Origin of the sequence: Streptomyces sp. NBC_00286 (genome assembly GCF_036173125.1) — a bacterium.
In the GTDB taxonomy this organism is placed as follows: domain Bacteria; phylum Actinomycetota; class Actinomycetes; order Streptomycetales; family Streptomycetaceae; genus Streptomyces.
This window is the reverse complement of sequence record NZ_CP108054.1, coordinates 4,735,345-4,749,793: the sequence shown is the minus strand read 5'-3', so window position 1 is coordinate 4,749,793 and position 14,449 is coordinate 4,735,345. Positions and strand designations below refer to the sequence as shown.

Here is a 14,449-nt window from a genome sequence, read left to right as displayed (position 1 = left end):
CAGTCTTTCACCTGCATAGTATTCAATCCCCTCCCTGGGCTGATATCTGAATTGCCGTGCGTTGCGTCCCGAAGGATCCTTGCATAGGCATTTCCAATTGATCCAGGGGGGGAGATTGGGTGTCCAAATTTTCCAGATTCCGCCTGAGCTGCCAGACGTGCGGCTATTTTCGATGCGCGCAACCCCGGATATTTATCGGCCCGTTATCGGGCCCCGTACAACCCTTTCGCGAAGTGGCACGGATCACATTTGAGGTGGCCCTTCTATGTCCTAATGTCGGATTTTTGCGGTGGACATCCGCCTGCCTCGCGTTCTCCAATGGGTCCGCCGCCGGGAGTCTGTAGGGAAATTCAGTGGACCGCAGGGGGGCTTCCTGTCCCCATTTCCTCTGTCAATTGACGTCGGGTGGATGCGTCCTTTAATGAGATGCGCGCTCCCCGCCGGCGGGCTTGTGCGTAGTGCTGTCCGCCTGCCCGCCAATCGCGACCGCACCCGAATGAGGCACGCCGCAGTTGACGTGTGCCCTCGCGTCGCAGCGTGTGCGGCCGAATGCCATTTCGGCCCGGTGGCAGTTCATTTACGAGACGGAGTAATGGCATGAAAAGAAACAGGCGCGCCATAGCGACGGCCTGTGCCGCACTCGCAGCAGCCGCGGCGATGTGGTCGACTTCGGCGGCAAGCGGGGCGGATGAGGTCATCCCGGCTGCGGAGGGGACTCCTCGGTATGCCGTGGAGGACTTCAACTACCCAGGGGCCGACAAGATCTTCGAGGAGACGGGGATTCTCCTCAAGCGCGGTGACGGGCACATCTTGCTCACGGACTGCACGGGCGCGGCAGGTGAACTGCAGGTGCTGTCGCGGTCCAACGCGGACCCGACGTGCTTCCTTGTCACCGGCAAGGGCGGCTTTCTGACGCTGGAGATGAAGGCGGTCTACGGCATCCGCGGCAACGACTACGACACCCAGGTCGACATGACGGTCGATGACGAGGAGAAGTCCTTCGACATCGCCAAGAACGCCTGGACCTCTGTCGGTGAGACGGCCGATCCCGACAAGCGCGACCACTTGCTGGTCGAGATCCGCTCCAGTAAGTAAAGGACCTTCCGTGCGCATATACATCAAGCGTGGTCAGTCCGCTGCCGCGGCGCTGCCCGCCACCCACGGGACCTCCCGGACCATCAGCCGTGCCGCGCTGGCCACGTCCCTGATCGCCGGCTCGCTCGCCCTGGGTATCGCCCCTGCTTTCGGCGTCACCGGCACTCCGGTCGCCGACGCCGACACCACGTACGCCTACACCGCCCAGTTGATCATCGGTGCCCACGACCGCGGCTGCTCCGGCGTCCTGGTCGACCGGGAGTGGCTGCTCACCGCGGCCAGCTGTTTCGCCGACGACCCGGCCGCCAGTCTCGCGGTGTCGGCCGGCAAGCCGGCGCTGAAAACGACCGCGACGATCGGCCGCTCCGACGTGACCGGTACCGCGGGTGCGGTGCGCGAGGTCGTCGAGCTCGTGCCGCGTACCGACCGTGATGTGGTCCTGGCCCGCCTGAACCGGCCGGTCACCGATGTCGCCCCCCTCGCCCTGGCCACGACCGCACCCGCCGCGGGCGAGGAGCTGAAGTTCGCCGGGTACGGGCGTACCAAGACCGAGTGGGCGCCGCTGAAGCTGCACACCGGCGCGTTCTCGGTGGACGCTGCCGATGCCACCACGGCCGCGGTCACCGGCAAGGACGGTGTGGCCGCGTGCATGGGTGACAGCGGCGGGCCGATGGTCCGCGTGGCGGGCGGCACGCACCAGCTGGTCGCCGTCAGCAGCCAGTCGTACCAGGCCGGTTGCTTCGGTATCGACGCGACCGTGACCGACACCGGCGGCATCGTCGCCCGCGTCGACGACCTGGCCTCCTGGGTGAACTCCAAGGTCGGCGCGAACCGCATCACCGACTTCAACTGCGACGCCGTCGAGGACATCGCCATCGCCGACCCCAAGGCGACCGTCGGCGGTGCCGCCGACGCGGGTGTGGTCCGCATCGTGTACGGGGGCGGCAAGGGCACCGCCGAGATCAACCAGGACCTCGACTGGGTGCCGGGCGGCTCCGAGGCGGGCGACTGGTTCGGCGAGTCCATCGACACCGTCGACTACAACGAGGACGGGTGCACCGATCTGGTCGTCGGCACCCCCGCCGAGGACGTCGGCAGCGCCACGGACGCCGGTTTCGCCGACATCCTCTACGGCGCGGCGGGCGGCCTCGGCACGGGTGCGACGAAGGCCACCCACTTCGAGCAGGGCGCCGGCAACGGTTCTCTGGCCGTCTCGTCCCCCGAGGCGGGCGACCGCATGGGCCACGCCGTCGCCGCCGGTACCAGCGCGTCCGGTGAGCCGTTCGCGGTGATCGGCGTGCCCGGCGAGGGCCTCAGCGGCGCCGCCAAGGCGGGCATGGCCGTGTACCTGCACGGCTCCACCAACATCGTCACCCACCAGGACGCCACGGGCGTGCCGGGTGGCGTGGAGGCGAACGACGGCTTCGGCAGCACCGTCGCGGCCGACGCCAACCACGTCGCCGTCGGCGCTCCCGGTGAGGCCATCGGAGCCGACGCGGACGCCGGAAACCTGGCGGTCTTCAGCCACACGCTGAACTCCGAGGGCCGCCCCACCCCGCTGTTCGGCCTCGACCAGGACCTGGACACGGTCTCCGGCGGTGCCGAGGCCGGTGACGAGTTCGGCAAGTCCCTGGCCCTGGCTCCGTACCGCCCGTCGGGCGCGGCGACCGCAAACGAGTCGATTCTCTCGGTCGGTTCACCCGGTGAGGACCTCACCATCGACGGCACCAACAAGGCTGACACGGGCAACGTCATCACGTTCCGCATCGCCGCCTCGGGCACGTACACCCAGACCAACGCGTTCTCGTCGGGCACCGCGGACGACGACGTGTCCGGCACCGCCGAGGCAGGCGACCGCTTCGGCTCGACCCTGACCGCCGTGAACACCGCGCCGCGCGCGGTGAGCACCACGGCGACGATGAAACTGGCCGTCGGCGTCCCGAACGAGGCTATCGGCACGACCGCGAACGCGGGTGCGGTCCAGACCTTCTCGCTCCTGGGTGCCCCCGGTGTCAACGACAGGTGGCTGGAGGCCGGCGACGGCGACGGCATCCCCGGCGCCCCGGGAACCAACCAGTACCTGGGCCGCAGCATCCACTTCACCGGTACCCACCTGTACGTCGGCATGCCGTACGGCCCGGGCACCGGCGCCGTTCACGCCCTGCCGATGTCCAACGTGACCGCGAATGGCGCGGTGGCCGCGGTCACCTCCTTCCGGCCTGGCCAGGGCGGCCTCCCGTCGGTCGGCGCCCGCTTCGGCTACGCGGCGCGGTAACCCACGTGTCCTCCGGGGGCGGCGAGAGCCGGCCCTCGGAGGACCGGCGTCCGTGGATGTCCATGAGTGGCGCAACAGGGGTCTGGCCCTGAGCGGTTCGTACGAAAGGCGGCGGATGGGGAGCGTTCCCGTCAGGCGCCTTTGCGGTCACTCAAGGTCCAGGTCCTCCTCCGTGACATGCCGTGAGGCATCGGTGTCCAGGCCGTCCGGGGAGCCGGGGAAGACCCAGAAACCGGTCGTCTTACGGCGCGTGGCGGAGCCGTCCTCGGTCCTCCGATTGCCGGAGGCGGCGACCACGTCGAGGCGGCCGTCGCCGTTCACGTCCAGCAGCGGCGGCTTCGAGATCAGGCGGTGGCGGATGTACTCCCTGTTGCCGCCCTTGCCGGGCTCGCGGTTCGCCCCGTCCACACCTGTGGATTCCAGGTCCACTGCTTGGGGTTCGGTGGCTTTCGTGACATGGGCGATATCAGGTATGAGAAAGATGAGCCCGTGGGCACTGTTCATCGCCGGCGCGCTCAGTACGAGATCGGGCCGTCCGTCGCCCGTCACGTCACCGACCGCTCGGCCCTCGGTGCCTCCGCAGCAGCGGGACTTGAGGCCGGGGAGGTCGGTCAGGGTGACCGGCGACGCGGAACTCGCCCTCCCTGGCGTTGAGTTGACGCTGATCGTGATCTTCTGGTCGAAGGCGGCGAAATTCGCCGTATACAGCTCGTCGTCGCCGTCTCCGTCCACATCCCCGGGATGTCCCGCGAACTCCTCGCCGCGCTCGGACTCCTGCGCTTGTACGAGCCCATGTGCCGTACCGCGGAAATGGTGCACCCCTTGCACGGTCAGGTCGCCGTCCCCCTCGCTGTCGGGGTCGGTCCACTCGAACCACACGGTCAGTTCGGCGCGGCCGTCGCCGTCGTAGTCCTCGGAGGTGGACTGGTAGGGCGCGCTGTCGGCGGGGATCGGGTCGGTGAGTTCGGTCTGGCGGGACGGTTTGCCCGTACGGCGGTTGAAGGGGCCGTGGAAGACGACCCCTGCGGAACCGGCGGACGAACCGGCGGGGCGGCCGAGGCGGAAGACGTCCCCGCTGCCGTCGCCGTCGAAGTCGGCGACGCTGCCGAAGTCGCCGCCCGCGGGGCCGAGTTCGCCCAACTCCTCGCCACCGACGGCGAGTTGACGTATCCCCGTGATGCCGCGCGCCCCGCCCCACAGCGCGTACTGCTTGCCGTCGTTCACCGTGACCAGCAGATCGGTGAACCCGTCGCCGTCCAGGTCGGCGCGGTGCAGCCGGGGCATGTTGTCGGCGTCACGGCCCGGGTGGCCGCCGCCCACGGCGAGGGTCGTACGGGTGCGGGGGTCGGGGCCGTCCGCCGAGCCGTACACGACGTAGACGGCGCCGGTGCGGGCGAGGGCCACGTCGTCGTATCCGTCACCGTTGAGGTCGCCCTCGCGGGGGCGGTCCTGGGACTTACCGGCTGCGGGGCGGTCGGGGCCCTGGGCGAGGGCGCCGAGCGTGAAGCCCGTGGAGGTCGAGGTGGCGTTCGGGGGCTTGGGAGCGGAGGGCGCCCCCGGACCCGTACCCCTGCTTCCGCCGTCCCCGGAGCCCTCGCCCGCCGCGTCGCATCCGGTGGCGGCGGCGCCCAGCAGGACGGCGCAGGTCAACAGAACCGCACCTCTTGTCACTCTCATCTCACGACAACACCCCATGCTCCCGGTTTGAACCAGGGACATGGGGTGCTTCGTTATCCAGCCGTACCCGTTGCCGACGGGCTGCCGTTACCTGCGTACCCGAGCCGCTACTTCACCGGCTGCGGCTCCGGCTCGCTCTCCGCGTCCGTCTCGCCCGCCGGCGGCTCGTCGTCCTCGGCCGGCGTCTTCACGGACTCCAGCAGCAACTGGGCCACGTCCACGACCTGGATGGACTCCTTCGCCTTGCCGTCGTTCTTCTTGCCGTTGACCGAGTCGGTCAGCATGACGAGGCAGAACGGGCAGGCCGTCGAGACGATGTCGGGGTTCAGGGACAGGGCCTCATCGACGCGCTCGTCGTTGATGCGCTTGCCGATCCGCTCCTCCATCCACATCCGCGCACCACCGGCGCCACAGCAGAAGCCGCGCTCCTTGTGGCGGTGCATCTCCTCGTTCCGGAGGCCCGGGACCTTGCCGATGATCTCGCGCGGGGGCGTGTAGATCTTGTTGTGGCGGCCCAGGTAGCACGGGTCGTGGTACGTGATCAGGCCCTCGACGGGGGTTACGGGGATGAGCTTGCCGTCGTCGATGAGGTGCTGGAGCAGCTGCGTGTGGTGGATGACCTCGTAGTCGCCGCCGAGCTGCGGGTACTCGTTGCCGAGGGTGTTGAGGCAGTGCGGGCAGGTCGCGACGATCTTCTTCGCGGACTTGGGCTTCTTGGTCGAGGGATCGTCCTCGTCCTCGCCGTAGGCCATGTTCAGGGCCGCGACGTTCTCCATGCCGAGCTCCTGGAACAGCGGCTCGTTGCCGAGCCTCCGCGCCGAGTCGCCGGTGCACTTCTCGTCGCCGCCCATGATCGCGAACTTGACGCCCGCGATGTGGAGGAGTTCGGCGAAGGCCTTGGTGGTCTTCTTGGCGCGGTCTTCGAGCGCGCCCGCGCAGCCGACCCAGTACAGGTACTCGACCTCGGACAGGTCCTCGATGTCCTTGCCGACGACCGGGACCTCGAAGTCGACCTCCTTGAGCCACTCCAGGCGCTGCTTCTTGGCGAGCCCCCAGGGGTTGCCCTTCTTCTCCAGGTTCTTGAGCATCGTGCCCGCCTCGCTCGGGAACGCGGACTCGATCATCACCTGGTAGCGGCGCATGTCGACGATGTGGTCTACGTGCTCGATGTCTACGGGGCACTGCTCGACGCAGGCACCGCAGGTGGTGCAGGACCACAGGACGTCCGGGTCGATGACGCCGTTCTCTTCGAGGGTGCCGATCAGTGGGCGCTCGGCCTCCGCGAGAGCGGCCGCGGGGACGTCCTTGAGCTGCTCCTCGGACGCCTTCTCCTCGCCCTCCATGGTCTTGCCGCCGCCGGCCAGCAGGTACGGGGCCTTGGCGTGCGCGTGGTCGCGCAGCGACATGATGAGCAGCTTGGGGGAGAGGGGCTTGCCGGTGTTCCAGGCGGGGCACTGCGACTGGCAGCGGCCGCACTCCGTGCACGTGGAGAAGTCCAGCAGGCCCTTCCAGGAGTACTGCTCGACCTGGGAGACGCCGAAGACGTCGTCGTCGCCGGGGTCGGTGAAGTCGATGGGCTTGCCGCCGGACGTCATCGGCAGCAGGGCGCCCAGCGCGGTCGAGCCGTCGGCGTTGCGCTTGAACCAGATGTTGGGGAAGCCCAGGAAGCGGTGCCAGGCCACACCCATGTCGGTCTTCAGGGAGACCGTGATCATCCAGATGAAGGAGGCAGCGATCTTCACGCCGGCGAAGAGGTAGGTGAGGTTCTGGAGCGTGGCGAGATCCAGCCCCTCCAACGCCGAGACCACGGGGTACGAGATGAAGAACGAGGCCTCGTAGCTCTCGACGTGGTGCTGGGCGCCCTCGAGCGCGTGCAGCATGAAGATGCAGACGCCGACGATGAGGATGATCGTCTCGACGAAGTACGCCTGGCCGGTGTTCGAGCCCGCGAAGCGGGACTTGCGGCCCGCCCTGCCCGGCCTGGACAACTGCCGGATGGCGATCAGGACCAGGATGCCGAGGACCGTCATCGTGCCGATGAACTCGACGAAGACGTTGTACGGCGCCCAGTCACCGATGATCGGCAGCACCCAGTCGGCCACGAAGAGCTGGCCGATGGCGTTCACGATCGTCAGGAGCAGCGTGTAGAAGCCGATCGCCACGAACCAGTGCGCGATGCCGACGATGCCCCAGCGGTTCATCCTGGTGTGGCCGAGGAACTCCTTGGCCAGGGTGATGGTGCGCAGGACGGGGTCGTTGGTCCGGGCGCCGGCCGGGAGGGGCTGGCCGAGCATCATGAAGCGGAAGATCTGCGCGATGGCACGGCCGAACAGGGCGACGCCGACTGTCATGAGGACCATCGACACGACGATCGCGGCGAGTTGCATTTCGGGGCTCCTCGGGCCTGCGAGGGGTCTTCGAGCTTGGCTCGAAGGTCATTACTAAGCGGTAACTTATGCGGTCCGTCTGAGACTACCCATATCTTCCGCCGCACTGTAGCCAGGTGCGCGGTGATCTGTGTCGCTGAGGGTCGCCTCAGCGCTCCGCCGGTGCGCTCCGCTCGGTTGTGCGGGGCGCCTACGGTGTGGGTGGGTTCGGTTCGTCGGCGACTGCGGGTCCGTCGTGGCTGGTCGCTCCCCACTCTCGGCTCCGCTCGAGCGGAGCCCCATCGCGGCGGGGCCATGTATGCCACGGCCCCGCGCCCCTGCGGTCCGTGGGTGGTCGGGCTGTGGGCAAGTACGGGTACTTGGTGGCTGGCGGCTCCAGTGACGCGCCCTTCAGGGGCGCGGGGCTGTATCAATGTGCGGCTCCGCCGCGTGGGCGCGACCAGCCACACTCGACCCGCACCCGCCCAACCGCCGGAGGCACCCGCCCCGTAGGCGAAAAACCGGCTCCTGAAGGTAAGGTTCCTATAAAAGTTGAGCCGGGCAGACTCAGCCCTTTTGACCCAGCGGTCAGCGTCGTGCACACTTGAGCCTGTTCCACTCAAGTCAGCTGGAGGAATCAACCATGGCACGTGCGGTCGGCATCGACCTGGGCACGACTAACTCCGTCGTCAGCGTTCTGGAGGGCGGTGAGCCCACCGTCATCACCAACGCCGAGGGCGCCAGGACCACGCCGTCCGTCGTCGCCTTCGCCAAGAACGGTGAGGTGCTCGTCGGCGAGGTCGCCAAGCGCCAGGCGGTCACCAACGTAGACCGGACCATCCGCTCCGTGAAGCGGCACATGGGTACGGACTGGAAGATCGAGCTCGACAACAAGCCCTTCAACCCCCAGCAGATCTCCGCGTTCATCCTGCAGAAGCTGAAGCGGGACGCGGAGTCGTACCTGGGCGAGAAGGTCACGGACGCGGTCATCACCGTCCCGGCGTACTTCAACGACTCGGAGCGCCAGGCCACCAAGGAGGCCGGCGAGATCGCGGGCCTGAACGTCCTGCGGATCGTGAACGAGCCGACGGCAGCCGCCCTGGCCTACGGCCTCGACAAGGACGACCAGACGATCCTCGTCTTCGACCTCGGTGGCGGCACCTTCGACGTCTCGCTGCTCGAGATCGGCGACGGCGTCGTCGAGGTGAAGGCCACGAACGGCGACAACCACCTCGGTGGTGACGACTGGGACCAGCGTGTCGTCGACTACCTGGTGAAGCAGTTCGCCAGCGGTCACGGCGTGGACCTGGGCAAGGACAAGATGGCCCTCCAGCGCCTGCGTGAGGCCGCGGAGAAGGCCAAGATCGAGCTGTCGTCCTCCACGGAGACCTCGATCAACCTGCCCTACATCACGGCGTCCGCCGAGGGCCCGCTGCACCTGGACGAGAAGCTCACCCGCGCCCAGTTCCAGCAGCTGACGGCCGACCTTCTGGAGCGCTGCAAGACGCCGTTCCACAACGTCATCAAGGACGCCGGCATCCAGCTCAGCGAGATCGACCACGTCGTTCTCGTCGGTGGCTCCACCCGTATGCCCGCCGTCGCCGAGCTCGTCAAGGAGCTGACCGCCGGCCAGGACGCCAACAAGGGTGTGAACCCGGACGAGGTCGTCGCCATCGGCGCCGCGCTCCAGGCCGGTGTCCTCAAGGGCGAGGTCAAGGACGTACTGCTCCTCGACGTGACCCCGCTGTCCCTCGGTATCGAGACCAAGGGAGGGATCATGACGAAGCTCATCGAGCGGAACACGACGATCCCGACCAAGCGCTCGGAGATCTTCACCACCGCCGAGGACAACCAGCCGTCCGTCCAGATCCAGGTCTACCAGGGCGAGCGCGAGATCGCGGCGTACAACAAGAAGCTCGGGATGTTCGAGCTGACCGGTCTGCCGCCGGCCCCGCGCGGTGTCCCGCAGATCGAGGTCTCCTTCGACATCGACGCCAACGGCATCATGCACGTCACGGCCAAGGACCTTGGCACGGGCAAGGAGCAGAAGATGACCGTCACCGGCGGCTCCTCGCTGCCGAAGGACGAGGTCGACCGGATGCGCCAGGAGGCCGAGCAGTACGCGGACGAGGACCACAAGCGCCGCGAGGCCGCCGAGTCCCGTAACCAGGGCGAGCAGCTCGTCTACCAGACGGAGAAGTTCCTCAAGGACAACGAGGACAAGGTCCCCGGCGAGGTCAAGACCGAGGTCGAGACCGCCGTCGAGGAGCTGAAGACCGCGCTCAAGGGCGAGGACACCGCCGAGATCCGTACGGCCACCGAGAAGGTCGCCGCGGTCTCGCAGAAGGTGGGCCAGGCCATGTACGCCGACGCTCAGGGCGCGCAGGCCGCGGGCGGTCCGGGCGGTCCTGAGGGTGCCGCCGAGGGTGGCGCGCAGGCCAAGGCCGGCGGCTCCGAAGATGACGTGGTCGACGCCGAGATCGTCGACGACGAGAAGGACCGGAAGGGTGGTGCCGCGTGACGGAGGAGACCCCGGGCTTCGACGAGCAGCAGCCGCAGCAGGCGCAGCCTCAGCAGCAGCCCGACGTCCCTTCCGGCGCCACCTCTGATGACGCGGAGCCGAAGGCCGCCCCTCAGGAGGGGGCGGCCCCGGCCGGGGACGCGGCAGCAGCCCAGCAGGCAGCCCAGCAGACGGCGGCTCTGACGGCGCAGCTGGACCAGGTGCGTACGGCGCTCGGTGAGCGCACGGCGGACCTCCAGCGGCTCCAGGCGGAGTACCAGAACTACCGCCGCCGGGTCGAGCGGGACCGGATCCAGGTCAAGGAGATCGCCATCGCGAACCTCCTGACCGAGCTCCTGCCCGTACTCGACGACATCGGGCGCGCGCGGGATCACGGCGAACTGGTCGGCGGCTTCAAGTCGGTGGCCGAGTCGCTGGAGACCGTCGCGGCGAAGCTGGGCCTCCAGCAGTTCGGCAAGGAGGGCGAGCCCTTCGACCCGACGATCCACGAGGCCCTGATGCACAGTTACGCCCCGGACGTCACGGAGACGACGTGCGTGGCGATTCTGCAGCCGGGGTATCGCTTCGGCGAGCGCACCATCCGCCCCGCGCGGGTGGCGGTCGCCGAGCCGCAGCCGGGCGCGCAGACCGTCAAGGCCGACGAGGCGGAATCCTCGCAGTCGCCGGCCGAGGACAAGGAGAACGGTGGCCCGGACGAGGGCTGACGTCGGCGCCGTACGGGGCGTACGAATGAACGTACGGACCGTACGGCGCGTGAGATGGAAGGAGGGACGTCGAGGATGAGCACCAAGGACTTCATCGAGAAGGACTACTACAAGGTCCTCGGCGTCCCCAAAGACGCCACCGAGGCCGAGATCAAGAAGGCGTACCGGAAGCTCGCTCGCGAGTACCACCCGGACGCCAACAAGGGGAACGACAAGGCCGAGGAGCGCTTCAAGGAGATCTCCGAGGCGAACGACATCCTCGGGGACCCCAAGAAGCGCAAGGAGTACGACGAGGCGCGCACCCTCTTCGGCAACGGCGGCTTCAGGCCGGGCCCCGGCGCGGGCGCCGGCGGCACGTTCAACTTCGACCTGGGCGACCTCTTCGGAGGCGCACCCGGCCAGGGCGGGGCGGGCGGCGCCGGCGGCGGATTCGGCGGCGGCCTCGGTGACGTCTTCGGGGGCCTGTTCAACCGGGGCGGCGCCACGGGCACCGGCACGCGTACGCAGCCCAGGCGCGGCCAGGACATCGAGTCCGAGGTCACGCTGAGTTTCACGGAGGCGGTGGACGGCGCGACCGTTCCGCTGCGGATGTCCTCCCAGTCACCCTGCAAGGCCTGTTCCGGCACCGGCGACGCGAACGGCACACCGCGCGTGTGCTCGACGTGCGTCGGCACGGGTCAGGTGGCGCGCGGTTCGGGCGGCGGTTTCTCGCTCACCGACCCGTGCCCCGACTGCAAGGGCCGCGGTCTGCTCGCGGAGACCCCCTGCGAGATCTGCAAGGGCAGCGGCCGCGCCAAGTCCTCGCGCACGATGCAGGTACGGATCCCCGCGGGCGTCAGCGACGGCCAGCGGATCCGGCTGCGCGGCAAGGGCGCTCCGGGCGAACGGGGCGGTCCTGCGGGCGACTTGTACGTCATCGTGCATGTGGGAGCCCACCCGGTCTTCGGCCGCAGGGGCGACAACCTCACGGTGACGGTGCCGGTGACGTTCGCCGAGGCGGCGCTGGGCGGGGAGGTCCGGGTGCCCACCCTGGGCGGGCCGCCGGTCACCCTGAAACTGCCGCCGGGCACGCCCAACGGGCGGACGATGCGCGCCCGCGGCAAGGGCGCGGTCCGTAAGGACGGCACCCGCGGGGACCTGCTGGTCACCGTCGAGGTCGTGGTCCCCAAGGATGTGTCGGGCAAGGCGCGTGACGCGCTCGAGGCGTACCGCGAGGCGACCGCGGGCGAGGATCCGCGGGCCGAGCTGTTCCAGGCGGCGAAGGGAGCATGAGGAGACCATGGATGGCCGTCGACGCAACCCGTACGAGCTGACCGAGGAAACCCCGGTGTACGTCATCTCGGTGGCGGCCCAGCTCTCCGGTCTGCACCCCCAGACCCTGCGCCAGTACGACCGCCTCGGCCTGGTCTCCCCCGACCGCACGGCCGGGCGGGGCCGGCGCTACTCGGCCCGCGACATCGAACTGCTGCGCACGGTCCAGCAGTTGTCGCAGGACGAGGGCATCAACCTGGCCGGCATCAAGCGCATCATCGAACTGGAGAACCAGGTCGCCGCGCTGCAGGCCCGCGTAGCGGAAATGCAGGCGGCCCTGGACGGCGCCGCCGCGGCGATGCAGCAGCGAGAGGCCGCGGTCCACGCCTCGTACCGCCGCGACCTGGTCCCGTACCAGGACGTCCAGCAGACGAGCGCGCTGGTGGTCTGGCGCCCGAAGCGCCAGCAGTCGGACTAGTAGACTGTCGCGACTAAGTGTCGTTCTGGTTGGTGGAGTTGGGGTCGGGCAGGCTTCGCTTGATGCTTCCGTTCGGCCGGGCAGGGGTGCCGTGTCCTCGCAGAAGAAGTATCCGGTTGTCTTGAGTGCCGAAGACCGTCGGGCGTTGGAGCGTGTGACGACGACGGGGGTCCGCAGCGCGTCGATGATCAGGCGGGCGCGGGTGCTGCTCGCGTTGGACACCTCGGCCGGCGAGGTCGCTCCGCGGGCGGTGATCGCGGAGCGGGTCGGGGTCTCGTGCGATTCGGTCCGCCTGATCTCGAAGCGGTACGCGGAGACCGGCGGCGATGTGTGGGCCACGGTCGGCCGGAAGGAACGCGCACTGCCGCCGGTGCCCTCCCCGGTGACCGGCGAGGTCGAGGCAAGGCTGATTGCGCTGGCCTGCTCGAAGCCGCCCAAAGGACACGCCCGCTGGTCGCTGCGCCTGCTGGAGAAGCACGTCGCGCTGGCCGAGGACATCCCGGATCTGGACCACTCCACGATCGGGCGGGTCTTAAAAAAACGGAACTGCGCCCTCACGTGAAGAAGTGCTGGACCATCCCGCCCGCTGCGAATGCGGCCTTCGCCGCGGCGATGGAGGATGTCCTGGCGGTCTACCACCGGCCCTTCGACCCGACGCGCCCGGTGGTGTGCATGGACGAGAAACCGTACCAGTTGCTCGGCCACGTCCGTGATCCGCTTCCCGCGCGGCCGGGCCGTGACCGCCGCGAGGACAACGAGTACGTCCGCTCGGGGACCTGCTCGATCTTCTGCTGGGTCGAGCCGCTGCGCGGATGGCGACGCGTGGACGCGCAGCCCCGCCGGACCAGGGTCGACTGGGCGCACCAGGTCGAGCACCTGCTGACCGTGGACTACCCCGACGCCGCCACGGTCGTGCTGGTGATGGACAACCTCAACACCCACACCACCGCCTCGCTCTACGAGGCGTTCGACCCGGCAAAGGCCTTCGCGCTGACCCAGCGCCTGGAGATCCACCACACCCCCAAACACGGGTCCTGGCTCAACATCGCCGAGATCGAGCTCTCCGCGCTCACCCGCCAGTGCCTGGACCGCCGCCTCGACGACCTCGCCGTACTCAACGCCGAACTTGCTGCCTGGCAGCAACAGACCAACAGCAACCAGCGCCAAGTCGACTGGCAGTTCACCACCGACGACGCACGCGTGAAACTACGCCACCTCTACCCAACCACACAGCGAAATTAAGCCGCGACAATCTACTAGGTCCTGTCTCTCCGATCTTCGCGGATCAGCGCGCGGCGTCTGGTGCGGTGCATCGGTGTGCGGCCGCATCGCCCTCGTACTGGACGTACTTGGGTGAGGCGGCCGTGCGGCGAGGTGCCGTGCCAGGCGTCGTGTGCCCGCGAAGATCGGGGAGACAGGGCCTAGGGGACCAGGGACAGCGCAACTGCCTTGACGGGCCCGGAGGTTGAACCTCCGGGCCCGTTCCCGTTCGCATGCTGCGATCATCTGTCCGACTACTGGAATCACTGGGGGAATGGAGCTTTCCCATGGCCATGGTGGGGCTGTTCTGGATCGCCGAGGGCGATGTGTATGTGGGGGCGAAGCCGTCCGGGCTCGCCCCGGGGGTGCGGCTGACGCCGGAGGGGGTCGTGGCCCTGGGTGACCGGCAGTCGGGACTGTGGCCGTGGGACGACGTCCGGACCCTGACGGTCGTGGACGTACCGGTGAAGTCCCTCAGGCGCCAGGCGGGCGCTCTGCTGGAGATGGCGCTGACGGTGGGTGGCCTGGGCTCGGACGAGGCGCCCACGATGACCGTATCGATCGAAACGGTCGACAAGGACGCCGAGTTGACGGCGTACGCGGCGGCCGCCTGGTACTCCCAGGAGGAGTACGACCTCTCGCTGGCGGTCCTGTCCCACCTGACGGCGGGCGAGGCCACCCTGCGGGCGACGTTGGCCGCCATGGCCCAGTGGGGGCGTGCACAGGAGGACGGGTCGCCTCGGGCGGCGGAGCGGGAGGGGCTGCTGCGGGAGTGGATCGAGGTGAGCCGGCTTCCGTAAGCGGCCTCGCATCAACTCCCGC

At 68.7% G+C, this 14,449-nt stretch carries 11 protein-coding genes; 9 read left to right on the top strand and 2 right to left on the bottom strand.

What is annotated here, in order from left to right; genetic code table 11:
• Nucleotides 1-597 precede the first annotated feature (597 nt).
• Nucleotides 598-1,095, top strand: coding sequence for a hypothetical protein (locus tag OHT21_RS21625; protein ID WP_443050411.1), 498 nt, complete (start codon nucleotides 598-600; stop codon nucleotides 1,093-1,095).
• 82 nt (nucleotides 1,096-1,177) lie between these two features.
• Entirely contained in the window at nucleotides 1,178-3,370 is a 2,193-nt protein-coding gene (locus OHT21_RS21620) for a trypsin-like serine protease (protein WP_328774176.1), read from the top strand.
• 147 nt (nucleotides 3,371-3,517) lie between these two features.
• Here the strand turns inward: OHT21_RS21620 and OHT21_RS21615 are convergent, their stop codons facing one another.
• Nucleotides 3,518-5,020 carry an FG-GAP repeat domain-containing protein gene (locus OHT21_RS21615; protein WP_328770005.1) on the bottom strand — a complete coding sequence of 501 codons (1,503 nt, stop codon included), beginning with the start codon at nucleotides 5,018-5,020 and terminating at the stop codon, nucleotides 3,518-3,520.
• A gap of 134 nt (nucleotides 5,021-5,154) precedes the next feature.
• Nucleotides 5,155-7,434, bottom strand: coding sequence for a (Fe-S)-binding protein (locus OHT21_RS21610; protein ID WP_328770004.1), 2,280 nt, complete (start codon nucleotides 7,432-7,434; stop codon nucleotides 5,155-5,157).
• A gap of 622 nt (nucleotides 7,435-8,056) precedes the next feature.
• Between OHT21_RS21610 and dnaK the strand changes: the two genes are divergently transcribed.
• From dnaK to OHT21_RS21575, 7 genes are all read left to right on the top strand, one after another.
• The gene (dnaK, locus tag OHT21_RS21605) at nucleotides 8,057-9,934 is read left to right on the top strand and encodes a molecular chaperone DnaK (protein WP_328770003.1); all 1,878 of its coding nucleotides are present in this window, start codon (nucleotides 8,057-8,059) and stop codon (nucleotides 9,932-9,934) included.
• Nucleotides 9,931-10,638: a nucleotide exchange factor GrpE gene (gene grpE, locus OHT21_RS21600; protein ID WP_328770002.1), complete on the top strand. Its 708-nt coding sequence runs from the start codon at nucleotides 9,931-9,933 to the stop codon at nucleotides 10,636-10,638. Before dnaK ends, grpE begins: the two co-directional genes overlap by 4 nt.
• Nucleotides 10,639-10,713: 75 nt before the next feature.
• Entirely contained in the window at nucleotides 10,714-11,910 is a 1,197-nt protein-coding gene (dnaJ, locus tag OHT21_RS21595; protein WP_328770001.1) for a molecular chaperone DnaJ, read from the top strand.
• 7 nt (nucleotides 11,911-11,917) lie between these two features.
• The gene (locus OHT21_RS21590) at nucleotides 11,918-12,367 is read left to right on the top strand and encodes a heat shock protein transcriptional repressor HspR (RefSeq protein ID WP_328770000.1); all 450 of its coding nucleotides are present in this window, start codon (nucleotides 11,918-11,920) and stop codon (nucleotides 12,365-12,367) included.
• Between the two features lie 121 nt (nucleotides 12,368-12,488).
• The gene (locus tag OHT21_RS21585) at nucleotides 12,489-12,929 is read left to right on the top strand and encodes a helix-turn-helix domain-containing protein (RefSeq protein WP_328768325.1); all 441 of its coding nucleotides are present in this window, start codon (nucleotides 12,489-12,491) and stop codon (nucleotides 12,927-12,929) included.
• Nucleotides 12,926-13,609: an IS630 family transposase gene (locus OHT21_RS21580; RefSeq protein ID WP_328766012.1), complete on the top strand. Its 684-nt coding sequence runs from the start codon at nucleotides 12,926-12,928 to the stop codon at nucleotides 13,607-13,609. The genes OHT21_RS21585 and OHT21_RS21580 overlap by 4 nt, the downstream gene beginning before the upstream one ends.
• Nucleotides 13,610-13,914: 305 nt before the next feature.
• The gene (locus OHT21_RS21575; protein ID WP_328769999.1) at nucleotides 13,915-14,427 is read left to right on the top strand and encodes a hypothetical protein; all 513 of its coding nucleotides are present in this window, start codon (nucleotides 13,915-13,917) and stop codon (nucleotides 14,425-14,427) included.
• Nucleotides 14,428-14,449 lie beyond the last annotated feature (22 nt).

What these genes read in the sequence shown, in the direction of transcription:
- dnaK (WP_328770003.1), top strand. Translation starts at nt 8,057, where the DNA reads ATGGCACGTGCGGTCGGCATCGACCTGGGCACGACTAACTCCGTCGTC.
- OHT21_RS21610 (WP_328770004.1), bottom strand. Translation starts at nt 7,434, where the DNA reads ATGCAACTCGCCGCGATCGTCGTGTCGATGGTCCTCATGACAGTCGGC.
- dnaJ (WP_328770001.1), top strand. Translation starts at nt 10,714, where the DNA reads ATGAGCACCAAGGACTTCATCGAGAAGGACTACTACAAGGTCCTCGGC.
- OHT21_RS21575 (WP_328769999.1), top strand. Translation starts at nt 13,915, where the DNA reads ATGGCCATGGTGGGGCTGTTCTGGATCGCCGAGGGCGATGTGTATGTG.
- OHT21_RS21590 (WP_328770000.1), top strand. Translation starts at nt 11,918, where the DNA reads ATGGATGGCCGTCGACGCAACCCGTACGAGCTGACCGAGGAAACCCCG.
- OHT21_RS21625 (WP_443050411.1), top strand. Translation starts at nt 598, where the DNA reads ATGAAAAGAAACAGGCGCGCCATAGCGACGGCCTGTGCCGCACTCGCA.